Here is a 22,940-nt window from a genome sequence, read left to right as displayed (position 1 = left end):
CCCTTAGTCGAACGTGCAGTAAAGCTTCTGGGCATCCGAAGCCGGCTTGTAGCCCGGTTCGAGTGCCACAGCAGTGGCGAAGTGGTAGCACGCCTCGCGCACACTCGGGCGGAGCGGCTGTTCGGCGGTGATCCCCTCGACGAAGAAAATGCCGGCGGAGTAATGGGCCAGCGGATAGTTCTGGTCGGCCGAAGCGCGGAGCATTTCGATCGCTTCCTGACCGTTCTTGCGGACGCCGATGCCGCGGCCGAGCATGACGCCGTAGATGTGCTGCGACGGCGCGTGGCCGCGGTTGGCAGCCTGGCGCATCAGCTCGACAGTCTGCAGGTCGGTCAGCGTCCCGGTGGCGATGTCCTTGGCCATTGCGCGCTCTTCATCGGAGAGGGGCTCTCCCCGACGGTCGCTGTCCCGGCGGTCAACGAAGAGCGAGGTCTGGAAACGCTTGATGGCGTTCATCTTCTCGTTCTTTTCGAGCTTCCCGTCATTATCGTCATCGTAGTAGTAGCCGAGCGCTTGCAGGGCTTTTTCGATGACTTCGTCATTGCCTTTGAACTGTCGGTTGAGCTCTTCGAGGTTGTCGCGCAGCTCCTGGTACTGGAGTGCGGTCAGGCGCTGGCCGTCGTTCCGCTCGCTCTGGGTCAGGGCGGCATAGGTTTCGGGCAGCGGCGGCTGCCAGCTTTCGGCGCGCTTCTCGGCGGCTTCCACGCTGCTGCGGACCATGAGGCCTTCGAGATTTTCGATCAGGCGGGTCGCTTCGAGGTTCGCGCCACGACCGCGGCCACGGGCGAGATAGAGATATTTGAGTGCCTCGATATTATCCTTGGCGAGGCCGTTGCCCGCCGCCCGCATCTTGCCGAGACGCAGCAGGTCAAAGCCCGAACCGCCACCGAGCAACTGTTCGACACGGGCTTCGGCGCCAGCGACGGCCGCATCGGTCATCTGCATGCGAAGCTCGGGGATTCGGCGCTGGGCCACGGTCTTGGCGGCGATCGCGTCAGGCGTCGGGTTGAACTGCTGGTAGTCTTTGAAGTCGTGGGTCGCGGCGATGATGTACCACGCCAGCGCCTCGACCTTGTCGTTCGGCACGACGCCCGTGTCTTCGGGCAGCATGTCCGCCGTGCCTGGCAGGAGGTCCTGGTAGCTGTAGAGGTCACCGAGAATCCGCGCCGACCGGACATCACCGGCCAGCGCCGATTTCTGCCACAGGTCGATCGCCCCAATCACCGCATTAGCCCGGACGTCGCTGTCCTTGGCCGACAAATACGTCGCCAGTGCGTTCTCGTAATCAGCCGCTGCGGGGGCGACACTCAGCGCCAATGCCGAAGCAATGGTCGCGATTCCCAACCCCTGAATCTTGCGCCACGCCGTCATGTTCAAGCTCCCCAAGCCTTGGCCCTTCACTTCTGTCCACCTTGGGACAGGAGTCGCTGGTTGAACGTATTAACAGTTCTTTACCCCAACGCCCATCCCCTTCGGCCACTCTTTTCACCGACCGGGCGCAATTATCCTGAATTCGAAGCTGCCGGGGTGCTCTGAAGGCAACGGTTCACAGGCCATTCCGGCCTCCTGGGCGGCATGGGGAAGGTCGATTTTCGCCAGCGGATCATCCGCGGCGACACGGATTTGCTGGCCTGGTGACAATTTCCGCATCGCTGCTTCGAGTTTGATCACCGGAATCGGGCATCTAAGCCCTCGCAGGTCGAGAAATTCGTTCATCCGTCCCTTGATGGGGCGGATCGGCGGAATTGGGAAGGAACAAGACTGGAGGGGAGGGCGAACAAGCCTGCGAGGCGCGGGAACTCTCGGGCGCGCGGAGGTTTCGCGGTTCAGGGCGAAGCCTCCGGCGCGGCACATTTCTCGCATCGGTTGTCGGGGGCTGGGAAAGAACCCGCCCGATCGCCCTTTTGCGTGAGGGCGTATCGGGTTACGCTGGAAGGAAGTTTCGATGGGCCAGGCAGACATGCAGTCGGTTGCCGATGTCGTCGCTCTCGACGACGAGCGCCAGAAGCGCGCCGCCGAAGCGGATAGCGCCCTCAACACCGCAGGCGGCATGCTGCGCGCGGCGCGGGAGGCGTTGAAACTGACGATCGCCGATGTCGCCGCCCGGACGAACATCAAACCTTCCCATATCGAGGCGATCGAAGAGATGGCGATCGAGCGCCTGCCTTCGCAGCCCTATACGATGGGTTTCGTGCGCGCCTATGCGCGGGAAGTGGCGCTGCCCGAAGAGGCGCTGATGGACCGTTTCCGTCAGCAGGCCGGTTACGAACGCCGGGATTTCGCGCCGGGGATCAAGCCGGTGCGCAGGGAAGGGGACGCCGAAGGAGGACGGGAGCTGAGCTTCCTCGCGTTGTTTGCGATCCTCGGACTTGTCCTCTTTGCCGCGTGGAAGCTTCTGATTTCTGCTGCGCCCGAGACGCCGGATGATTCGTCCCGCTTTGCGTTCACCAAGGATGACACGGCGACGGCTGTGATCGTCCCGGCGAACGAGCCTGTCGGTGTCACCGAAACCGTGGTCGAAGAGCCTGTGGAGGACGGCACCGCCCCGGCCGACGAGCCTGTCGCCGAAGACGGGCCCTCCGGGGGTGCCGATATGGCTGCGGCGGTGGATGCGGCCGCTGGGGAGGTTGGCATTTCCGAGACGGCACCCGCCGACCAGGCCGTGCCGGTAGAGGAAGAACCGGTCGCCGAAGCCTTGGAACTCCGTCGTCTCGTGGCCGTTGATCCGGTTTATCCGCCCCTTTGCGAGGCGGCGGCCGCCGAGATCGAGACGGTCACCGTGGCCTTCACCGTTTCGAGCCGGGGAAGGCCGATCAATCCGCGAATCACCTCGTCGACCAACCCGTGCTTCAACGGAGCGGCGCTGGCGGCGCTGACGCGCTGGCGCTACGACCCGGCGACCGTGACGGCGGACAATGCGCGGCAGGTCACCCGCTTCTCCTTCGACAGGCCCTACTGACGCGGCAGGTTTTCTTCCGTTGAGGAATAGGGCGGCGCGGCCTAACTGTGGGCGAAAGCGGCAGCAGGACCATCCGGCATGAGTGTTCGTCCTTGGAGAGACATCGAGCGGCGCAAGTCCCGTCAGATCATGGTCGGCAACGTTCCCGTCGGCGGCGATGCCCCGATCGCGGTCCAGTCGATGACCAACACTGACACCGCGGACGCCAAGGCGACCCTCGAGCAGATCGAGCGCATCGCGGAGGCCGGAGCGGACATCATCCGCGTCTCCTGCCCGAACGAAGACTCCACCGCCGCGATGAAGGAGATCACCAAGCATTCTCCGGTGCCGATCGTGGCCGACATCCATTTCCACTATAAGCGCGGCATCGAGGCCGCGATGAACGGTGCGGCCTGCCTGCGCATCAACCCCGGTAATATCGGCTCGAAGGAGCGGGTGGCCGAGGTGGTGCAGGCCGCGAAGGACCACGGCTGCTCGATGCGCATCGGCGTCAATGGCGGCTCCTTGGAAAAGCACCTGCTCGAGCAGTATGGCGAGCCATGTCCCGAGGCGATGGTGGAAAGCGCGCTCTATCATGCCAACATCCTCGAGGAGCACGACTTCCAGGATTACAAGATCTCGGTGAAGGCGTCGGATGTCTTCCTGACCGTCGCCGCCTACCATGCCCTGGCCGAAGCGACGGAAGCGCCGCTGCACCTCGGGATCACCGAGGCAGGTGGCCTGATGTCGGGGACGATCAAGAGCTCGATCGGCCTGGGCAACCTGCTCTGGGCAGGCATCGGCGATACGATTCGCGTGTCGCTCTCGGCCGAGCCGGAAGAAGAAATCCGCGTCGGCTTCGACATCCTGAAATCGCTCGGCCTCCGGCATCGCGGCGTGAACGTCATTTCCTGCCCGTCCTGCGCGCGGCAGGGCTTCGATGTCATCCGCACGGTGGAGAAGCTCGAGAAGCGCCTCAGCCATATCTCGACGCCGATGTCGTTGTCCGTGATCGGATGTGTCGTGAACGGCCCCGGCGAAGCGCGGGAGACCGATATCGGTTTCACCGGCGGCGGCGCAGAGGCAGGTATGCTTTATCTTGGTGGTGTCCCGGCCTCGAAGCTCAAGAACGAGGACATGATCGACAAGCTGGTTGCTCTGTGTGAAGAGAAAGCAGCCGAGATCGAAGCCGCGCAGACCGCTGCGGAATAGTCCCTTCAGGGGATGACGGTCCTGCTGCGGAGCTCGATGTCGCGTTTGGCACGATCGCGGGCAATCAGAGCCGGTTGGATCGGTCGCGCGTCTCTCTCCATCAATGCCGATCATTCACCGTCCTGCCGGCGGTAGAACAAACCATGTCGCCAGGCCGTCTTGGCGCTGCGACTTCTGCGGAGACGGGTAGAACTTCGGGCGCGTCGGCATGTTCGCCGCGGGGGCTGGACACGTGCCGTCGGTCACGACGCTGCCGGTTGTGACCTGAGCTGCGCGGTCCGTGTCTTTATCACCTTCATCGCGCTTTCGCTCACGCATTCATGAATAAAACCTACTGCAACCAGCGAGTTCTTCGGATTTGATTCAACACAAGCCTATGGGTAGGCTGATGTGGTCAAACGAAGTGCGATAGAAGACCGGTGCGTTATGTGGGAAGTGTTTCTCGCCCGCGCCATCCGGCGTGAAGCCGCGGGCCATCTGTTCACTGTTCATCTTCCGAGCGGTCGCGTTCTGCGCCCGTCGACGGGAGCGGAGACACCGTTCGAGGTTGCCCTCCACGGCAAGGACGCGGCGCGGCGGCTATGCCTGAACCCGCCGTTAGCCTTCGGTGAGCTGTACACGGAAGGCAAGATCGAGCTGTTGCGCGGCGAGCTGGTCGAAGTGATCGAAGCGCTCCTGCCTCCGAGAGGCGGACCGAGTGCTCCGACGAGGCGATTCAGCCGTTGGCGGAACCCGCCCGAAACCTCCCGGCACAATGTCGAGCATCATTATGATCTCGGCAACGACTTCTACCGGCTCTTCCTCGACGAGGACCTGCAATATTCCTGCGCCTACTGGGGACCTGGCGTGCGTACGCTGGAGGAGGCGCAGGAGGCCAAGAAGCGGCACATTGCCGAGAAGCTGTTGATCAAGCCGGGGATGCGCGTGCTCGATGTCGGTTGCGGCTGGGGTGGCATGGCGCTGACCCTGGCTCGGGACTATGGCGCGGAGGTGACGGGCATCACGCTGTCGCCGAGCCAGCTTGCTCACGCCGAGGCGCGCGCAGAGCGTGCGGGCCTTTCCGGTCGGGTCCGTTTTCTGCTTACGGATTACCGTGAGATCGAGGAGCGTTTCGACCGGGTGGTGTCCGTGGGTATGCTGGAGCATGTCGGCCCGCGGGACCTGCCGGTCTATTTCCGGCGGCTGGCACAGCTCCTGGAGCCGGACGGGGCGGCCCTTGTCCATTCCATCGGCAGGGCGGGACCGCCGCGCCAGACCAGTCCATGGATCAAGAAATACATCTTCCCCGGCGGGCACCTTCCGGCGCTGTCGGACCTTGCCTCTCCGCTGGAGAGTTCGGGGCTTTGGCTGACCGATCTCGAGGTGCTGCGGCTGCACTACGCCAAGACCCTGCGCGCCTGGCGGGAGCGTTTCGAACAGCACGCGGATCATATTGAGCGGGAGAAGGGCGAGGACTTCGTGCGGCTCTGGCGCTTCTATCTCTGTGGCTCCGAGGCGGCCTTTACGGCGGGAGACCAAGTTGTGTTCCAGCTCCAGCTTGCAGCAAGCCGCGAGGTGGTGCCCCTGACGCGGGACTATCTTTATACGGACAAGGTGCCCGAGGCCAGCGGTGCCGAAGCTGCCTAGCCCGCGGAAGGCTGGGCGAGGCCTGCGCCCGCCGCGGTGCTCTTGGAGATGCTGAAAACCCTCTCAGGAGCTTCGCACCGACCGCTGCTGCGGACTGTGGCAAACCCGCGAGTGCCAGCACGCCGGTTTCCTGTGCTGACAGCGCGTGCGCATCGCTCTAAGCGCAGCGGATGATTCCTCAGGACAAGCTCGACGCCGTCATCGCCCGATTTGATGCCGTCGAAAAAGAGATGCAGACCGCCTCGGACGCGGACGCGATCGTCAAGCTCTCCAAGGAGCATGCCGAGCTGAAGCCGATTGCCGATGCGGCGCGGGAACTGACGGCGGCCCGGAAGGAGCTGGCAGACGCCGAGGAGATGGCTGCTGGCGACGACGCCGACATGGCGGAGATGGCGCGGGAGGAGGTGGCGACCCTCAAAGAGCGGATTCCCGCCCTCGAAGAGCGGCTGCAGATCATGCTGTTGCCGAAGGACAAGGCGGACAACGCACCGGTCATCCTCGAGGTGCGGGCCGGCACTGGCGGGGACGAGGCCGCGCTCTTCGCAGGCGACCTGTTCCGGATGTACCAGCGCTACGCCGCCGACAAGGGCTGGAAGGTCGAGGTGCTGGAAGCCTCCGAGAGCGGCGTCGGCGGCTACAAGGAGATCCAGGCCTCGATCCAGGGCGACAATGTCTTCGGCCGCCTGAAATTCGAGAGCGGCGTCCACCGGGTGCAGAGGGTCCCGGAGACGGAAACGCAGGGGCGCATCCACACCTCGGCTGCGACGGTCGCCGTCCTGCCGGAGCCCGAGGATGTCGACATCCAGATCAATGAAGGTGATCTCAGGATCGATGTTTTCCGCGCATCCGGTCCCGGCGGCCAGTCCGTGAACACGACGGACTCCGCCGTGCGCATCACGCACCTGCCCACGGGGGTCGTGGTCAGCCAGCAGGACGAGAAATCGCAGCACAAGAACCGCGAAAAGGCGATGAAGGTCCTCCGCGCCCGGCTCTATGACGCCGAGCGGGCCCGGATCGACGCCGAGCGCTCCGCAGACCGCAAGAGCCAGGTCGGCTCGGGCGACCGCTCGGAGCGGATCCGCACCTACAACTTCCCGCAGAGCCGGGTGACGGACCACCGGATTGGCCTGACGCTCCACAAGCTCGACAAGATCATTGCCGGGGAGGCCCTTGATGAACTCATCGATGCACTGATCTTGCAGGACCAGACGGAGAGGCTGGCTGCGATGAACGACGACCCATCATGATGTTCCGCAAAGAGACCTACGCCCATGCGCTGGCGCGCGGGCGGCGGCGGCTGAGGGAGTCGCCGACCCCTGACCTCGACGCGCGGGTCCTGATGATGCTGGCCTCAGGCTACGACCACGCAGCGCTGATCGCCCATGGGAACGATGTCGTGCCGGACGACGTGCTCGACCGCTATGCGGGCTATCTGAAGCGGCGGCGGGAAGGAGAGCCGGTCGCCTACATCACGCGGCGGCAGGAATTTTATGGCCGCGACTTCTCGGTGGGGCCGGGCGTGCTCATCCCGCGGCCCGAGACCGAAATGTTGATCGATGCGTGCCAGCACCTCCATGCCCGGCGAATTTTGGACCTCGGGACAGGCTCGGGCTGTCTTCTCTTCTCCGCACTGCTCGAGATCCCCGAGGCGACCGGTATCGGAATCGATGCCAGCGGTGAGGCACTCCTGATCGCGGAGCGGAACAGGCAGGCCCTGCGCGTCGCTGACCGATCGGAGCTGCAGAAGATGCGCTTTTCCGAAGCGCCTGTGATGCTGCGCGGGCAGCTCTTTGACCTGATCCTCTCGAACCCGCCCTATATTCCCAGAGGCACAGAGCTGCCTGTCAGCGTCGCGCATCACGAACCTCAGGAAGCGCTTTTCAGCGGCGAAGACGGCCTCGACGCCCACCGCGAAGTGGCCCAGGTCATCGCCAACATGCTCGCGCCTTCGGGGTCCGCCTTCATCGAAATCGGCCATGACCAGGGCGAGAGCGCCGAGGCGATCTACCGCGATGCACTGCCCGGCAGGGATGTCGGGACGAAACAGGACGCTGCGGGACACCCGCGGATGGTTGCGGTCCGCCCCAAGGGCAGCTTATAGCCCTCGCTGATCCGAAACGATCTTTCTCACACAACGAAAGCCCGCCTCATGCTTGCTCTGACCTTCTTCATCGGCACGGCCGCAGCCCAGGATGCCGGTGCCCCCGGCGCCCCCAGCCTTATCGCGCAGATGATCCCGTTCCTTCTGATCTTCGTGATCTTCTACTTCCTCTTGATCCGGCCCCAGCAGCAGGCCCGGAAGAAGCACCAGCAGATGGTCGAAGGCGTGAAGCGCGGCGACACTGTCGTTACCGCCGGCGGCCTGGTCGGCAAGGTGACCAAGGTCTCCGATGGACCCGAAGTGACCGTCAAGCTCGCCGATGGTGTCGAGGTCCAGGTGATCAAGGCCACTCTCGCCGACGTGCGCGTCAAGGGCGAGCCGGCCGAGGTTGCCAACGACACGAAAAGCTAAGGGAGCAGCGCTTTGCTTCGCTTCAACCGCTGGCAGATCATCGGCATCGCGGTGCTGATAGCCCTCGCTGCCTACGTCACGGTTCCCAACTTCTTCCCGAAGGACAAACCGGTGCCCGGCTTTCCGGACACGGGCGTGACCCTGGGCCTCGACCTGCAGGGTGGCTCCTATCTCCTGCTCGGTGTGGGTACGGAGGAAGTCATCGACGCGCGGATCGACAACCTGCGCGGTGAGGTGACCCGGCAATTCAGGACCGCCAATCCGCGCATCCGTTTTGCCGAGCTGCGCCGCGAAGGCGACATGATCACCATGCGTATTCCGGAAGGGCAGGACTTCAAGGCTGCCGAGCAACGGCTGCGCCGCTTGTCGCGCCCGCTACCCGGTGCGCCGGGCCGCGACACCCGGATCATCGCCGACGAGGCCAATCGCCGCCTCTCGATCACGCTGACGGAAGAAGCGAAGGACTTCTATATTGACGATGCCGTGACCTCGTCCATCACCGCCGTCCGTAACCGCATCGACGCGCTCGGCACGACCGAGCCGCAGATCCAGCGCCAGGGCGAAGACCGCCTCGTGGTGCAGGTGCCGGGCGATGGCGACAGCGAACGCCTCAAGTCCGTGATCGGACGAACGGGCCAGCTGACCTTCCACATGGTCGATGACACGGTTTCCCCGAGCGATATCGCGGCAGGGCGCATCCCGCCGCGGCGGATCGTGCTTCCCAATGTCGATACGGGCGGCCAGCTCGCGCTGTTTGAAACCGCTGACATCACCGGCGACATGATTACCGATGCGTCGGCGACGCCGAACACCGACGGCGGCGGCTTCCAGGTGAACTTCGCCTTCGACGCGCGGGGCCAACGCCGCTTCGCCGACGTGACGCGTGAAAATCTTGGCCGTCGCTTCGCCATCGTCCTCGATGACGAGATCATCTCGGCACCGACGATCCAGACGCCGATCCTGGGCGGTTCGGGCCGCATCACCGGCCGGTTCACGCCTGAAGAAGCGAATGAGCTCGCGATTCTCATCAAGTCGGGCGCGCTCCCTGCACCGCTGACGGTTCTCGACCAGCGGACGGTCGGCGCGAACTTGGGCGCGGACTCGGTCCGTGCGGGAACGATCGCGTTGCTGATCGGTTTTGGCCTGGTCATCATCTACATGGCGGTGACCTATGGCCGGTTCGGAATCTACGCAGACATCGCGCTTCTCGCCAATGTCCTGCTGATCGCGGGCGCCCTGTCGCTCCTTGGGGCGACCCTGACGCTTCCCGGTATTGCGGGGATCGTTCTGACCATCGGCATGGCGGTCGACGCCAACGTGCTGATCTTCGAACGGATCCGCGAGGAACTGGCCAGCGGCAAAGGGCCGGTGGCGGCCGTCGAGTCAGGCTACCGCAATGCGCTGTCAGCGATCATCGACGCGAACCTGACGACGCTGATCGCGGCGTTCATCATGTTCATGCTGGGCTCCGGGCCAGTGCGCGGCTTCGCCGTGACGCTGGGTATCGGCGTCGTCACCTCCGTTTTCACTGCATTTGTCATCACCCGCATCTTCGCCGGCCATTACGTCCTCAAGGCCCGCCCGAAGACGCTGGCGATTTGAGGAGGCTGGCATGGCACTTCAGCTGATCCCGTCCGACACGAAGATCGACTTCATCAAGTACCGTCGCATTGCGCAGGTCATCAGCGCGCTGGCGATCATTGGTTCGATCACGGCCTTTTTCACCTTGGGCCTCAATTTCGGCATCGACTTCCGCGGCGGGGTGACTGTCGAGGTGGGGCCGCCACCCGGCGAGACCTTCGATGACCAGAGCCTGAGCGCCGCGCGCAGCGCCGTGGGAGCCCTTGGCCTTGGCGATGTGCAGGTGCAGTCGATCGGCGGAACCGCTGGCGCCGCGGATGGCATTGTGGTCGCGGTCGAGGCGATCACTGAAGAGCAGGGTGGCCAGGAACGGCAGGCCGCCGTCGCCGGCGAAGTGCAGGAAGCCCTGCGCCAAGCCCTCGGAGCCGACATCGAGATGCGCCGGGTGGACTCGGTGACGCCGACGGTCTCCGGGGAGCTGGTTCAGGCCGGGGTCACCGCGCTGGTCGTCGCGATCCTGCTCATGCTCGCCTATATCTGGTTCCGCTTCGAGTGGCAGTTCTCGATCGGCGCGATCCTCGCCCTGACCCACGACGTCATCCTGACCATCGGCGTGTTCTGCGTCACGCAGTTCGAGTTCACGCTGGCCATCATCGCGGCGCTGCTGACGATCATCGGCTATTCGATGAACGACACGGTCGTCATTTACGACCGGATCCGGGAGAACCTGCGCAAGTACAAGGCGATGCCCTTGCGTGACGTGATCAACCTGTCGATCAACCAGACCCTCGGGCGGACGATCATGACCTCGTTGACGACCCTCCTGGCGGTGGTTTCGCTGTTCCTGTTTGGCGGCGAGGTCCTCCGCGGGTTCAGCTTTGCGCTGATCTGGGGCGTGCTGGTCGGCACCTATTCGACCGTGTTCATCGCGGCGCCGCTGCTCGTCTCGACGGGGGTGAAGCGGGATTGGTCGGAGAACAAGACGCCGGCCACGGCCGACGCCCGGCCGTGAAGCCGGAGGGGTTTTCTCCGCTCGATCCTCAGGATGCCTCCTACCTGCTCGCGCAGGTGGAGGCGTTTGAGCCGGACTGGGCTCTTGTTCTTCCTTATGTGCCCGACGAGGCACGGGGCGGTTGGCTGGCCGTCCTCGCTTTTGCCGCCGAGGCGATCGGCGCGCCGGGGCGGGTGTCAAATGGCATGCTCGGGCGGATCAGGCTCCAATGGTGGCGCGAGGCGCTGGACGAGGTGTTCAGCGATGGCGCTGTGCGCGAGCATCCGGGGGTCGGGGCGCTGGCGACGACGCTTCGTCCGCATGTCGAGCTTCGCGCCAGGCTGGAGCAGGTGATCGACGGGATGGAGGCTTTCCTTTCCCACGGCACCGACAGCTCGATCGAGGCAGCGCTTGAGGTGCGGCGTCCGGTTTATGGCGCGCTGGCTGAAACGCTCGGCGCGCTTGCAGGGACGCCCGGCGGCGGCGATGGCCTCGTCCTTCACGCGCTCAGCCGCAGCGCGCCCGACGGCGACGCCCTGCCTGGCGAGGACGGTGTGGAGCCGCCCGCGCGCCGGTTCTCGCGTGCCTTGGGGCGGAGCAAGACCCTGGAAGCGGAGTTGGCACAGGCCATTCTATCCTACCGCGCAAGCCGTCGGGATAAGGAGCTTCCGCTGCCGGCGCTGCCGCTGCGCCTGACGAAGGCGCAAGGCGAGCGGGTGATCCGCATCAAGAATCCGCTGGGCCAGAAGCTGGCGATCCTTCGCGGTGTCCTGACGGGCAGGGCCTAGGCGAGGCTGGCCTTTCGCTTGCCAAAGGGGAAGGTGACGACTTTCCCTTCGGTTTTCTCCGCAGCCGGACAGAGGCTCGCCAGCGGGCAGCTCGAGCAATCGGGCCGACCCTGGTGGCAGAAGCGATCAGCAACGCGGGTGAGACCGCGGCTGAGGGCTGCGAAATCCTCTGAGCGCCACGCGACCGGTGAGCGCTCGATCAACTGACGCGGCAGGGCGGAGAGCGGCGCGCCGGGCTCGGCGAGGCCGAGGCGGCGGAGGGGCCGCGCGACATCCCTGTCTATGTGAAGGACCAGCCGGTCGGTGCCCGTGAAACGGAGCACCGACACGGCGATCTCTTCGGTCACCCGAGGCAGGCGGGTGAGAAAGCGCAAGGCCAGCTCCTGGTCGAGCCGGGACAGCGGCTCGAGGGAAAGACTGCCGAAAGCCTCCTCGATCAGCCGGAGGATGTCCGGGATCGCGGCGGCCTTGAGTGCCGCGGACGGCACCCCCACCATCAGGCTGCGGAGAGTCTCGGGTTCGGCATCGCGCAGGGACACGAAGCTGGGGAAACGCTCTTTCACCCGTCGGAAGCAGGCCGTGGCACCAGCGGACGAAAGCCCCTGGGCCACGACGCCGTAGAGCAACTGGTCCAGCGGATTGGTGTCCGCGACCGGGCGCTGCTTGGGCAGAAGCTGGAGCACCCGTTCGAGGATCTCCGGAAGGCGGTTGTCGACGGCGAAGGTCAGTGGCGCTTGCATGGTGCGGAGACTAAGGGAACAGAAAAAGAACATCAAGAATGTTCTTGCAGTGTTCTGCAGCGGCGGTGAATTGAGAAGTGCGGTGGCGGATGGCTTGGCCTCCCGCCCTACGGTCCTGCGAGTCAGGCCGGGTCGGTTGTCGCGCCTCTGAGGCGGCTGGACTGGGGCTCGCTGGCCGGGGCCAGCCGTCGAAGCCGGTTTCTAGCGCCTGCCGAGGAGGCCGGTGGTTGTCGCCGCGGCGACAAAGCCGAGGATCAGGACCCAGACGACAGCGCTCCACTGCGCGACCTGGTCGCCGAAGAGGCGGTCGAGGATGATGAGCCCGAAGGCGCCTCCGAGGCCTACGAAGAGGAGGAGGATGGCCCTGCTGATGGGGGATGGTTTCTCCGACATGGTGGTGTGATCCTTTCTGGATCGGCTGAGGAAGATGGTTCCGCCTGCGAAGGCGAGGCCGAGGAGGCCGAGGGCTGAACCTGCTGCCAGGGCTGCGCCAGGCGGGGCGATGAGGGCCGTCGCGAGGACTGCGAGGCCCGTCAGGAAGAGGGTGCGGCCTGCGCTGCGCTGCCGGAGGTCCGAGGCACCGTCCGCAGGCGGAGCGATCTTCGGTACGAGGTTGCCGAGGACGGCCAGTAGAAGGCCGAAGGCGCTGAGCGTGACCAGGCGGGCCGCGCCGTCGCCACCCTCGATACCGAGCTTCGTGACGACGCCTGCCGCGAGGAGCGCGAGGACGATGCCGCCTGCGATAAGGGATGCTCGGCCTGGCGTTGTCATGGCGTCTCCTTCTCTGTCGGTTTTTCTTCCGCAGGCGCAAGGCTCCAGCCGAAGAGGCGGGTGAATTCGAAGAGCGCGTCTTCGAGGACGGTGAGGCGCAGGTGGTAGATGACCTGCTTGCCGTCCTTCTCCGAGACGACGAGGCCCGCCTCGCGGAGGACCGCGAAGTGCGAGGACATGGTCGCCTTGGACACTGAGAAGTGGTCCGCGAGGTCCCCTGCGGACATCGGGCCCTTGCGGAGAAGCTCGAGAACTTTCCGCCTTGTGGGGTCCGAGAGGGCTTTGAAGACCGTGCTCATGTTTTGATGTTTAGATAAACGTCGAAACGTGAGTCAATGGGCGGTCGCAGTCCCGTTGTTCGGCGATGAGAGGTCGCGGGCGCGTAGGGCGGATTGCAGAGCCAACCGCAGTGGGCCCTCGCGCTGCGCTGCTGGAAAGATCGGACGGCGGATGGCTTCGCAATCCGCCCTACGGGGTCAGGTCTGAGCGAGGTAGACCGTCTGGATGATCGGGGTGCCTGCGAGGGGGCGTTCGATGGTGACGGGCTCGGCGGTGGCGCTGCCGAAGGATGCTTCGAGGATCTGCGTGAAGCGCTCGTCTGGTGGGTCGTCTGACCACAGACCGAAAATGCCGCCGGGGCGGAGCATGGTGCTGAGCCTTTCGAGGCTTTCCTTGGAGTAGAACGGCCTGCTGTGGTCTGAGAGGAGGGCTTCAGGGGAGTGGTCGATGTCGACAAGGATGGCGTCGAGGCTCTGTGGGCCGGAGGCTGAGCCAAAGCGCTGCCCCTCTACGAGCCTGAAGAAGTCTCCGAGAACGAACTCCGTGCGCGGATCGCCGGGGATGGCTGTACCCATCGGCAGAAGCCCCCTGCGGTGCCAGTCGATGACCGGCTCGAGATACTCCACGATCAGGAGCTTGCCCGTTTTGGGGTCATCGAGGGCGGTCTTGGCGGTGTAACCGAGGCCCAGCCCCGCCACGAGAATGTCGAGGTTCTCGCCTTCGAGGCGATCGAGCGCGAGTTTCGAGAGCGCGACCTCCGACGCCGTGTAGGCACTCGACATCAGGAACTCCTCGCCGAGCTTCACTTCGAAGACGTCTTTTCGCAGCGTCGGGTCGAAACGGCGGCGCAGGGTGATCGGACCGATGGGCGTCGCCGCGTAATCGAGTTCTTCGAAGAGGGAAGCCATCCCTTCGCGTGGGCGCGCGGCGCGGTTTCGTCAACCGCGCCGCCTGAGGTCAAAGGCCAAGCTGCTTCAGGAGCGCCTTCGCTGCAGGTTCGGACGATGCCGGGTTCTGGCCAGTGATGAGGTGGCCGTCCTCCAGCACGAAGGGCTCGAAGTCGCCCGCCTTGGCGTAAAGGCCACCCTTTTCCTTGAGGGCGTCCTCGACAAGATGCGGCACGACATCGCTGAGGCCGACGGCTTCTTCCTCGCTGTTGGAAAAGCCGGTGACCTTGCGGTTGCGGACCAGGGGCGCACCGTCCTTGTCCTTCGCATTGAGAAGGACGGTCGGCGCATGGCAGACTGCGGCGACGGGCTTGCCGCTCTCCCAGAAAGTCTCGATCAGCTCGATCGATTTCTCGTCATTGTGGAGGTCCCAGAGGGGGCCGTGGCCACCGGGGTAGAAGACGGCGTCAAAATCGTCGGCCGATACTTCGGACAGCTTTACCGTGTTGGTGAGGCGCTTCTGGGCTTCCTCGTCACTCTTGAACCGCCGGGTGGCGTCGGTCTGGGCGTCTTCGCTGTCGCTTTTCGGGTCTAGGGGAGGCTGCCCGCCCTTGGGCGAGGCGAGGGTGACCTCCACCCCTGCATCCTTCAGCACGTAATAGGGCGCCGCGAACTCCTCGAGCCAGAAACCGGTCTTCTCACCGGTATCGCCGAGCTTGTCGTGCGATGTGAGGACCATGAGAACCTTTTTCGCCATGTCTGTGCTCCTTTCAATAAGTCTTCGAGGAGCGAACAGGGCGAGAAGCCGGACGTTCCCGCGAGAATGAAGGATCGGACCTTGTCGGAGACGCGCTCAGGCCGCCTTGAGATCGCCTTGCAGCCATGCGCCGAGATCTGCCAGCGCCCTCGTCGTCATGGCTTTCTTCCTTGCACGGCCCTTCTCCTTGCCCTTGATGCGGTTGCCTTCGGCGTCCTTGGTGGGCTGCTCGATCTCGGGAAAGAGGCCGAAATTGACGTTCATGGGCTGGAAGCTGCCCTTGCCGCCGTCGACGTGGCCTTCGGTGATGTGGTGGTGGAGGGCGCCGAGCGCGGTTGTCCGTGGGGGCAGGCGGCCTTCCGTACCGAGAGCTTCCGCAGCGGCGAGGCGGCCGGTGAGCAGGCCGATCGCGGCTGACTCGAGATAGCCCTCGACACCTGTGATCTGGCCAGCGAAGCGGAACTGGGGACGCACCTTGAGGCGCATTTCCCGATCGAGAAGCTTGGGCGAATTGATGAAGGTGTTGCGGTGGATGCCGCCGAGCCTTGCGAAACGGGCATTTTCCAGCCCCGGGATCATGCGCAGGACGTCGCCCTGCGCCCCGTATTTCAGTTTGGTCTGGAAGCCCACCATATTATAGAGCGTACCCAGAGCATTATCCTGCCTGAGCTGGACGACGGCATAGGGTTTCACGGTCGGGTTGTGCGGGTTGGTGAGGCCAACCGGTTTCATTGGGCCGAAGCGCAAGGTTTCGCGACCGCGGCGGGCCATCTCTTCGATAGGCAGGCAGCCGTCGAAGTACTGGGTATCTTTCTCCCACTCCTTGAAGTCGGTTTTCTCGCCCTCGATGATCGCATCGAGAAGCGCGTTATACTGATCTTCGTCGAGCGGAAGGTTGATGTAGTCCTTTCCGTCACCGCCGGGTCCGACCTTGTCGTAGCGCGACTGGAACCACGCCTTCGAGAAGTCGATCGAGTCCTTGTAGACGATCGGGGCGATCGCATCGAAGAAGGCGAGTTCGTCCTCGCCGGTGAGCTTCAGGATCTCCGCCGCGAGGCTTTCGGAGGTCAGGGGGCCGGTGGCGATGATGGTCGGGCCCCAATCCTCGGGCGGCAGGCGCTTGATCTCCTCACGGACGATGGTGATGTTCGGGTGCGCCTCCAGCGCGCGGGTAACGGCTTGGGAGAACCCGTCGCGGTCCACGGCCAGCGCGCCGCCGGCGGGGAGCTTGTGGCTGTCCGCCTCGCGCAGGATCAGCGAGCCGCAGCGGCGCATCTCCTCGTGGAGGAGGCCCACGGCGTTGTACTCGTGGTCGTCGGAGCGGAAGGAATTCGAGCAGACGAGTTCCGCGCAGTGGTCGGTCTTGTGCGCTTCGGTGCCGCGCACGCCGCGCATCTCGTGGAGCGTCACTTGCGCACCGGCTTCAGCAGCCTGCCAGGCGGCTTCGGAGCCTGCGAGCCCCGCGCCGATGATGTGGATCTTTGTCATGGCCGGGGGATAGCGGGTGCGGACCTGTGAATAAAGGCGTGGCCTTGTGCCGTGGGAAAAGAGGGGCGGGTTACGCTCTGCCGCCGCGACCCGCCGGAGGTTGGCGAGCTGCGCGCGAACCGACTCCGAAGACGCAGCTCTTCCGACGGGCTGCCCTGGTGAGAAAGCAACCCGCCGGTGTCAGGGTCCCCCCTCAGGGACAGCTCTTCATACCGGAAGCCCAGCATCGGTTCCATTATCAGAAACGATAGTCTCGCCTGAGCCAGCGCCTTGAAAGGCCGTGGGATGTCTCGTGGACTGCGCACCTTTTTTGCTTTCGCCGGTGCGCTCGCTAGGATCGGGTCCGGGAGGACCGGGCTATTCTCGATGCGCATGTCCTTGATGCGATCCAAGCGGCGCAGGACGCCGAGAGCGCCGAGGCGCTTGTGGAGACGGTTGCTCGGTTTCTCGAACGGTATGACATCCATTCCTACACCGCGGCTTTGATCACGGCGGAGGAGAGCGAAACCGGGCCTCACCGGCGGCTCGGCGTGCAGTGGATCGCCCATGTCGATCCGGACTGGTTTGCTTATTACCAGACCGAGGACCTGGCGCAGGCGGATTACGGCCTGCGGAAGCACGCGATCGAGCGCGACCCGGCGATGCTGAAGGTCGGACAGGCCTACAGTGATCTCTATGATGACATGTCCGCCGCGGAGACCCGGATGTTCGACGAGCAGGCAGAGGTCGGGATCGTCAGTGGCTTGACCGTACCGCGCTGGTCGCGGATCGGGAAGGAGGAAGTGGCGAGCGGCTTCGCGCTCTGGAGCTCTGAGGATGCAGAGGGTTTCGACAGGCTGCTGGAGAACCACGGCGCGGGAATCGTCGCCTTCCTGCTTTCCGTCGAGCAGCAGCTCACGCCGATGATATATGGCGAGGCGCAAGGCTGGAGCGCCTTGACCGCGCGGGAGCGGGAATGTCTCACCCTTACCGCAATGGGCTCGCGGGTCGCGGACATCGCGCACCGGCTGGCGCTGGCGGAAGTGACCGTCAGTGTGCACCTCAGGACCGCGCGGCAGAAGCTTGGGGCGAGGACGCTTCCCGAAGCGGTGGCGAAGGCGCTGACCGCAGGACTGATCCGGCCTTAGGGGGTCGGGGTGAAGAGGGGTTCCACCTCGCGGGCCAAGTCGGGGCCGAGGAAATCCGCCAGCTCCGCCGGGCAGGTCTCAGGGTCGTAGCGTTCGGTATTGAAGGGCACGCCGCCGGTTCGGATGGCACGGTCGATCAGACGCCAGACTGCCAGGTCTTCCTCCGCCAACGATCGGACGGCGCCTGGCGATGGTGCTGGACCAAGTTCCTCCCCCTTCGGACCATCGAGCGTCCAGGCGAGCCTCGGTTCGATCTCTCCCTCGCCGCACACGACACTTAGCTCGGACAGATCACGGTAATCCACGCTCGTGGCGGACAAGTTCATCAGCGTTCGGAACTCAATCCTTGTTTCGAAGAACGCGACGTATGTCATTCGCTCAAGGCCAAAGAACACGACCCCGAGCAAGAAGACGGGGATAGAAATGCGCAGGACAAGGGTAGCATACGCTTTATGGCGACGAGCGAAGAATGCTGCGGGGTCGAAGGGCTGACGAATATCAACAGTCTTTGTGCGGATTTCGCGGCCGAGCGTTTCGAGATTGGCCTTGCAGCAATGAATTCCCTCATGCTGGCTGGCAAGGGATAGCGCCGCTGCCTCGTCCGAACGGATGCTCCACCAGGTCAGAGCGGCAAGACCTCCCGTAGCCAGACCTACCGGGATGAAGAGGACGTCTCCTGGTCCAGGCGCATCGATTAACAGCAAGCTTTCCTCGGTCAAAAGGCGCTCGGCAAAGAAATCGGAGAAGGCGAAGCTGAACGGATCAAGCGCTAAGAAAATGGGCCAACCGAGCAGGGGTACACTGACCGCAACCTGCTGCAGGACTTGCCACGAGACTTTGAGCGGCGGGACAGCCTCTTCGATCCAATCAGCGGCCCTTTCGGCCGCGTCCATGACGAACTCCCGTTCCTCAGCAGTGAACGGTCTTGAAGCTGCTGTGCCCAATTTTGAGAGTTTTGCGTAACGGAGCTTCGCGGAGAGAATCGGTATCCCACCCGGCCGCGAAATAAGCCATCGACCCGAACACGATAAGAATTATGATGGCGTCGTCAGAAAAAATCTCCGCGTAGTCAGCCAAGTACTGCGACGCTGGAAGTATGATCTCGTCGAATTGGCGGTCGATCAACAGGGTCACGCCTGCGGCACCGACGCAGAACGCCACCATCGCGGCCGGAGTGAGCAGCGCGTATCCAAAAGGCGTCAGCATGCTGAAAGTCGGCGGATCGTCCTCATCGATTCCCGAGAACGCCTCGGCCGCTTCATCGACACTCATTCCGGAGCCCTGGGCGAGACCGGGCTTTCTGAAAATGATCATAGCCAATGACGGAGCGAAGCCCACCAGGCCCTGAGCGAAAAGCGCGAGCGCCCAGACGTGCTCCCCAGTGATACCTCCCCGTGCAGCTTCGCTTCCTTCAGGATAATCTAAGAAAAATGGAGCGCCCCCAACGAAGAGGCAGGCGATCGATGCCGGGAAAGCCACGTTGAAGGCGAGGAATGGGTTTCTCTTCGTCACTTGACCTGCGAGGACGAAGGTCAGGGCGTTCAAGCCGAGAAAGATGGAAAGTGGGAGTTCGCCCGGCTCGGTGCCAAAGCTTCTCCACTCAAAACCTGATGCCATCGATCCCATTGCGAGAAGAAGGCTCGCGCCGATCATCATGAACGCACGCCGCGCAATCGGCGTGTCAGCCATCACGTTATCATCCGACACTGCCCCGGTCCCCGAATAGCCCCTCGGAACGGGACCTTAGACGAAGCTCTGAAGCCAGCAAGTGCGATCAATCCCGGTGTTTCGAAGAAGGTCGTTGCGTTCGGCTGGTTGATTCACAGTCACTGCCCACCCCCCTTCCTACCGCACCGCACCCGCTGCTAGCCGTTGCTGAGTATCGCAAGGGAGGGCTTATGCCCGGAGTGAAGAGGGCCGCGTTCGGCCTGATGGTGGGGACGGCGCTGTCGTTGTCCTTCGCAAGCGCCCAGGAAGTGACGGCCTATACCGGGGCGAAAATCTACCCGGTGGACGGCGAGGCGATCGAGGACGGCGTGATGCTGGTCTCCGGGGGGAAGATCACGGAGATCGGCACGGCTGACGACGTCGACGTGCCCGAGGACGCCGAGACGGTAGACCTCTCGGGCAAGGTGGTGATCCCCGGACTGGTGGACACGCACAGCCACGTCGGCATCAGCACGAGGGGCGGGGATAGCGACTCGAACGAGCGCTCCGGTCCGGTTCAGCCGCAGCTTCGCGCGATCGATGCCATCAATCCCGCAGACCCCGGCATTCGCATGGCGACATCGGGCGGTATCACGACGGCGAACATCATGCCCGGCTCCGGGAATGTGATCGGTGGACAGACGGCTTACGTGAAGTATCGCGGCGACACGCTGGACGAGATGCTGATCGAGGGCGAGATCGGCGGCCTGAAGATGGCCAATGGCGAAAACCCCAAGGGCTACGGCCGGAGGGGCTCTGCGCCGACGACGCGGATGGGCGTCACGGCCCTGGCGCGGAAAGCCTATCTCGAAGCCAAGGAATATGGCGAGAAGGCGACCCCGCCCGAGGAGGACGAACCCGGCTTCATCGAGCGCGTCTTCGGCGGCGATGATGACGAGGACGATTTCACCTCTCCGCCCAGGGACCTAGGCAAGGAAGCCCTGCTCGAAGCGATGCGGGGTGAACGGATCGTTCATCACCACACCCACCGCGCGGACGATATCCTGACCGTGGTGCGGCTGTCCGAGGAGTTCGGCTTCCCGGTGGTGATCCAGCACGGCTCAGAAGCCTGGAAGGTGGCGGACGTGCTGGCGGAAAAGGACATCCCGGTGAGCTTCATCATGATCGACGCGCCGGGCGGTAAGCATGAGGCCGTGAACCTGCTGCTTTCGGGCGCGGGCATCATGGAGAAAGCTGGCGTGAAGGTCGCTCTTCACACGGACGACCCGATCATCGGCTCGCGGTTCTTCCTGAGGACGGGCGCGCTGGCGATCCGTGAGGGGATGAGCGAAGAAGGCGCGCTCCAGGCTCTGACGGTCAATGGTGCGGTGATGCTGGGTCTCGAGGACCGGGTCGGCACGCTGACGCCGGGCAAGGATGCGGATTTCGTGGTGCTGTCCGGAGAGCCCTTCGCCCTCAGGACCAAGGTCCTTGAAACCTGGATCGAAGGCGAGAAGGTCTTCGACCGCTCGGATGAAGACGACAGGCGCTATGCGACCGGCGGGTTCTATGCCGGCGACCGCTATCCGGACCGGGGGGAGTAAGGACGATGAGAAAGTTTCTTCTGACGGCCGCCTCGGCGGCGGCACTCGTTGGTTTTGCTTCGGCCCAGGACATGGTGGTGATGGCGGGCAAGCTCTTCACCGGCGATGGCGTGATCGAGGATGCCGCGGTCCTGATCGAAGACGGCAAGATCATGGACGTCGGCGCTGCTGACGACATGGAATGGGATGACGATGCGGAGATGATGGAAGCTGCGGTGGTGACGCCGGGCTTTGTCGACGGACGCACGGTGGTCGGGGTCAACGGCCTCTACAATGTCGATGCCGATCAGGATGCGGACGAAGACACCGATCCGAATGGCGCCGAGCTGCGGGTGATTGACGCCTACAACCCGCTGGAGCCGCTGATCGAGTATGTCCGCGCCTATGGCGTGACGACGATGCATGTCACGCCGGGCGACGTGAACCCGATCTCCGGCCAGTCGGCGGTAATGAAGACCGTTGGCGAACGGCTGGACGAGGCCATGCTGTCGGAGAGCGCGGCGCTCCTCTTCAACCTCGGCGAGACCCCGAAGAACGTCTACGGAGGAAATGGCGGTCCGTCGACACGGATGGCGACGGCCGCGCTCATCCGCAAGGCCTTTATTGAAGCCAAGGAATGGTCGGAGAAGGAAGACGCGGGCGTCGACCTCGAGAAGGAAGCGCTGGCCAAGGTGCTTTCCGGCGACCTCGACGCCGTGTTCGCGGCGCACCGTGCCGACGACATCATGACGGCGATTAGGATCGGCGAGGAGTTCGGCTTCACGCCGCATATCGCCTACGGCACAGAGGGTTATCTTATCGCCGACAAGCTGGCGGAGAAGGGGGTGACGGTTATCGTGACCCCTGTTCTCGGCCGCGCGGCGGGGAGCCTCGAGACGCTGAACGCGTCGCTGGAGAACGCGGCGATCCTGCATGACGCAGGCGTGCCGATCGTCTTTGCCACGCATCAGGAAGGATACGTGCCGAAGACGCGGGTCCTGCTTTTCGAAGCTGCGATGGCGGTGGCGAATGGCCTGCCTGATGAAGCGGCGATCGCCGCGATGACCAAGGCTCCTGCGGAGCTTCTGGGAGTCGATGACAGTGTAGGAAGCATTGCCGATGGCAGGGACGCGGACCTGGTCCTGTTCGACGGCGACCCCTTCGAGTACCGGACCCATGTCACGGCAGTCATTCTGGACGGTGAACCCGTGCATCGGCGCTCAGCTGACTGATGGAACGCGCGATCCTGCCCCTCAGGGCGGGGTCGCCGATGCCATGCTGGACAGGTCTGGCGGTGGACAATACGCTAGCAAGTGTCCGGTGAAGGAGAGGCTGAAGTGCGTATTGCGATCGTCGGAGCGGGCAATGTGGGCCGGGCCCTTGGCGGGGTCTGGCACAGGGCCGGGCATGAGATCGTCTGGAACCTTCGGAATCCTGACGATCCCAAATATGCGGACCTTCCGGGAGAGAAGCGCAAGACTGTCGGAAGCGGCCTGACGAAGAGCGACGTGACCGTGCTGGCCGTACCGTGGAGCGCGATCGATGACGCTTGCGCCGGGATCGGAGAGAATTTCGGGGGTATCCTCGTCGATGCCACCAACCCGATCAACGAGAGCTTCGACGGGCTCGACCGCCGCGGTGCCCATTCTGGCGCGCAATACATCAAGCAGCTCCTGCCAAGGGCGCGTGTAGTGAAGGCTTTCAACCACACCACCGCATCGAACATGGCGAATGCGGACTATCCCGGTGGCAAGGTGCTGAGCCTTGTCTGCGCCAATGACGAGGTGGCAGCCTCTGTCGTCCGTCAGCTCTCTGACGATCTTGGCTTCGACACCGTGGTGGTGCGGGGGCTCGAACATGCACGCCAGCTCGAAGAACTGGCCTGGCTCGTCATCACCCTGGCGATCAAGCAGGGGCACGGGACGGACTTCGCCTTCTCGCTTCTGAGGCGCTAGCAGGCCCTCCGGCGCATTTCGCGCTTGCGGCCCGGAAGTTCCCTGTCCAAGCTGTTAA

23 protein-coding genes are annotated in these 22,940 nt (G+C 64.1%); 13 read left to right on the top strand and 10 right to left on the bottom strand.

Annotated elements, in window-relative coordinates; translation table 11 throughout:
- Positions 1-3 precede the first annotated feature (3 nt).
- A complete protein-coding gene (locus tag IE053_RS03710) occupies positions 4-1,371 on the bottom strand; it encodes a tetratricopeptide repeat protein (RefSeq protein WP_189571990.1) in 1,368 nt (455 codons plus the stop codon).
- A gap of 114 nt (positions 1,372-1,485) precedes the next feature.
- A complete protein-coding gene (locus IE053_RS03705) occupies positions 1,486-1,716 on the bottom strand; it encodes a sulfurtransferase TusA family protein (RefSeq protein WP_189571987.1) in 231 nt (76 codons plus the stop codon).
- A gap of 229 nt (positions 1,717-1,945) precedes the next feature.
- On the opposite strand from IE053_RS03705, the gene IE053_RS03700 reads away from it, so the two are divergent.
- The 9 genes from IE053_RS03700 to IE053_RS03660 all read left to right on the top strand — a co-directional run bounded on the left by IE053_RS03700 (position 1,946) and on the right by IE053_RS03660 (position 11,648).
- On the top strand, positions 1,946-2,959 hold the full coding sequence (locus IE053_RS03700) for a TonB family protein (protein WP_189571984.1): 1,014 nt from the start codon (positions 1,946-1,948) through the stop codon (positions 2,957-2,959).
- Positions 2,960-3,037: 78 nt separating this feature from the next.
- Complete coding sequence (gene ispG, locus IE053_RS03695) at positions 3,038-4,150, top strand: flavodoxin-dependent (E)-4-hydroxy-3-methylbut-2-enyl-diphosphate synthase (RefSeq protein WP_189571981.1); 1,113 nt, start codon at positions 3,038-3,040, stop codon at positions 4,148-4,150.
- Positions 4,151-4,576: 426 nt separating this feature from the next.
- Entirely contained in the window at positions 4,577-5,776 is a 1,200-nt protein-coding gene (locus IE053_RS03690) for an SAM-dependent methyltransferase (RefSeq protein ID WP_189571978.1), read from the top strand.
- Positions 5,777-5,946: 170 nt separating this feature from the next.
- Positions 5,947-7,023, top strand: a complete 1,077-nt coding sequence (gene prfA / locus IE053_RS03685) for a peptide chain release factor 1 (RefSeq protein ID WP_189571975.1) — start codon at positions 5,947-5,949, stop codon at positions 7,021-7,023.
- A complete protein-coding gene (gene prmC, locus IE053_RS03680) occupies positions 7,020-7,877 on the top strand; it encodes a peptide chain release factor N(5)-glutamine methyltransferase (RefSeq protein ID WP_189571972.1) in 858 nt (285 codons plus the stop codon). The genes prfA and prmC overlap by 4 nt, the downstream gene beginning before the upstream one ends.
- A 48-nt stretch (positions 7,878-7,925) precedes the next feature.
- Positions 7,926-8,288, top strand: a complete 363-nt coding sequence (gene yajC / locus IE053_RS03675; RefSeq protein ID WP_189571969.1) for a preprotein translocase subunit YajC — start codon at positions 7,926-7,928, stop codon at positions 8,286-8,288.
- A gap of 12 nt (positions 8,289-8,300) precedes the next feature.
- Positions 8,301-9,890, top strand: coding sequence for a protein translocase subunit SecD (secD, locus tag IE053_RS03670; protein ID WP_189571966.1), 1,590 nt, complete (start codon positions 8,301-8,303; stop codon positions 9,888-9,890).
- A 10-nt stretch (positions 9,891-9,900) separates the two neighbouring features.
- Positions 9,901-10,881, top strand: a complete 981-nt coding sequence (gene secF, locus IE053_RS03665; RefSeq protein ID WP_189571963.1) for a protein translocase subunit SecF — start codon at positions 9,901-9,903, stop codon at positions 10,879-10,881.
- Positions 10,878-11,648, top strand: a complete 771-nt coding sequence (locus IE053_RS03660) for a squalene/phytoene synthase family protein (protein WP_189571960.1) — start codon at positions 10,878-10,880, stop codon at positions 11,646-11,648. The genes secF and IE053_RS03660 overlap by 4 nt, the downstream gene beginning before the upstream one ends.
- Here IE053_RS03660 and IE053_RS03655 read toward each other — a convergent pair.
- The 6 genes from IE053_RS03655 to trmFO form a co-directional block, all read right to left on the bottom strand.
- Positions 11,645-12,388, bottom strand: a complete 744-nt coding sequence (locus IE053_RS03655; RefSeq protein WP_189571957.1) for a hypothetical protein — start codon at positions 12,386-12,388, stop codon at positions 11,645-11,647. The two genes, IE053_RS03660 and IE053_RS03655, sit on opposite strands and share 4 nt — an antisense overlap.
- Positions 12,389-12,589: 201 nt before the next feature.
- Entirely contained in the window at positions 12,590-13,159 is a 570-nt protein-coding gene (locus tag IE053_RS03650; protein WP_189571954.1) for a hypothetical protein, read from the bottom strand.
- Positions 13,156-13,458, bottom strand: a complete 303-nt coding sequence (locus IE053_RS03645) for an autorepressor SdpR family transcription factor (RefSeq protein ID WP_189571951.1) — start codon at positions 13,456-13,458, stop codon at positions 13,156-13,158. The genes IE053_RS03650 and IE053_RS03645 overlap by 4 nt, the downstream gene beginning before the upstream one ends.
- A 177-nt stretch (positions 13,459-13,635) precedes the next feature.
- The gene (locus tag IE053_RS03640) at positions 13,636-14,346 is read right to left on the bottom strand and encodes a polyamine aminopropyltransferase (RefSeq protein ID WP_189571948.1); all 711 of its coding nucleotides are present in this window, start codon (positions 14,344-14,346) and stop codon (positions 13,636-13,638) included.
- Positions 14,347-14,395: 49 nt separating this feature from the next.
- The gene (locus tag IE053_RS03635) at positions 14,396-15,082 is read right to left on the bottom strand and encodes a type 1 glutamine amidotransferase domain-containing protein (protein WP_189571945.1); all 687 of its coding nucleotides are present in this window, start codon (positions 15,080-15,082) and stop codon (positions 14,396-14,398) included.
- A gap of 96 nt (positions 15,083-15,178) precedes the next feature.
- Entirely contained in the window at positions 15,179-16,570 is a 1,392-nt protein-coding gene (gene trmFO, locus IE053_RS03630; RefSeq protein WP_189571942.1) for a methylenetetrahydrofolate--tRNA-(uracil(54)-C(5))-methyltransferase (FADH(2)-oxidizing) TrmFO, read from the bottom strand.
- A 425-nt stretch (positions 16,571-16,995) separates the two neighbouring features.
- Between trmFO and IE053_RS03625 the strand changes: the two genes are divergently transcribed.
- On the top strand, positions 16,996-17,697 hold the full coding sequence (locus tag IE053_RS03625) for a helix-turn-helix transcriptional regulator (protein WP_189571939.1): 702 nt from the start codon (positions 16,996-16,998) through the stop codon (positions 17,695-17,697).
- Here the strand turns inward: IE053_RS03625 and IE053_RS03620 are convergent.
- Together IE053_RS03620 and IE053_RS03615 are read right to left on the bottom strand one after the other, a co-directional pair.
- Positions 17,694-18,590: a hypothetical protein gene (locus IE053_RS03620; RefSeq protein WP_189571936.1), complete on the bottom strand. Its 897-nt coding sequence runs from the start codon at positions 18,588-18,590 to the stop codon at positions 17,694-17,696. The two genes, IE053_RS03625 and IE053_RS03620, sit on opposite strands and share 4 nt — an antisense overlap.
- Before the next feature lie 16 nt (positions 18,591-18,606).
- Positions 18,607-19,386 carry a hypothetical protein gene (locus tag IE053_RS03615; protein WP_189571933.1) on the bottom strand — a complete coding sequence of 260 codons (780 nt, stop codon included), beginning with the start codon at positions 19,384-19,386 and terminating at the stop codon, positions 18,607-18,609.
- A gap of 209 nt (positions 19,387-19,595) precedes the next feature.
- On the opposite strand from IE053_RS03615, the gene IE053_RS03610 reads away from it, so the two are divergent.
- From IE053_RS03610 to IE053_RS03600, 3 genes are all read left to right on the top strand, one after another.
- Positions 19,596-20,948, top strand: coding sequence for an amidohydrolase (locus IE053_RS03610; protein WP_189571929.1), 1,353 nt, complete (start codon positions 19,596-19,598; stop codon positions 20,946-20,948).
- 5 nt (positions 20,949-20,953) lie between these two features.
- The gene (locus IE053_RS03605) at positions 20,954-22,159 is read left to right on the top strand and encodes an amidohydrolase family protein (RefSeq protein WP_189571926.1); all 1,206 of its coding nucleotides are present in this window, start codon (positions 20,954-20,956) and stop codon (positions 22,157-22,159) included.
- A 105-nt stretch (positions 22,160-22,264) separates the two neighbouring features.
- Complete coding sequence (locus tag IE053_RS03600; protein WP_189571912.1) at positions 22,265-22,882, top strand: NADPH-dependent F420 reductase; 618 nt, start codon at positions 22,265-22,267, stop codon at positions 22,880-22,882.
- Positions 22,883-22,940 lie beyond the last annotated feature (58 nt).

Origin of the sequence: Parvularcula lutaonensis (assembly GCF_014651915.1) — a bacterium.
Classification (GTDB): domain Bacteria; phylum Pseudomonadota; class Alphaproteobacteria; order Caulobacterales; family Parvularculaceae; genus Parvularcula; species Parvularcula lutaonensis.
This window is presented reverse-complemented; position numbering and strand designations above follow the sequence as displayed.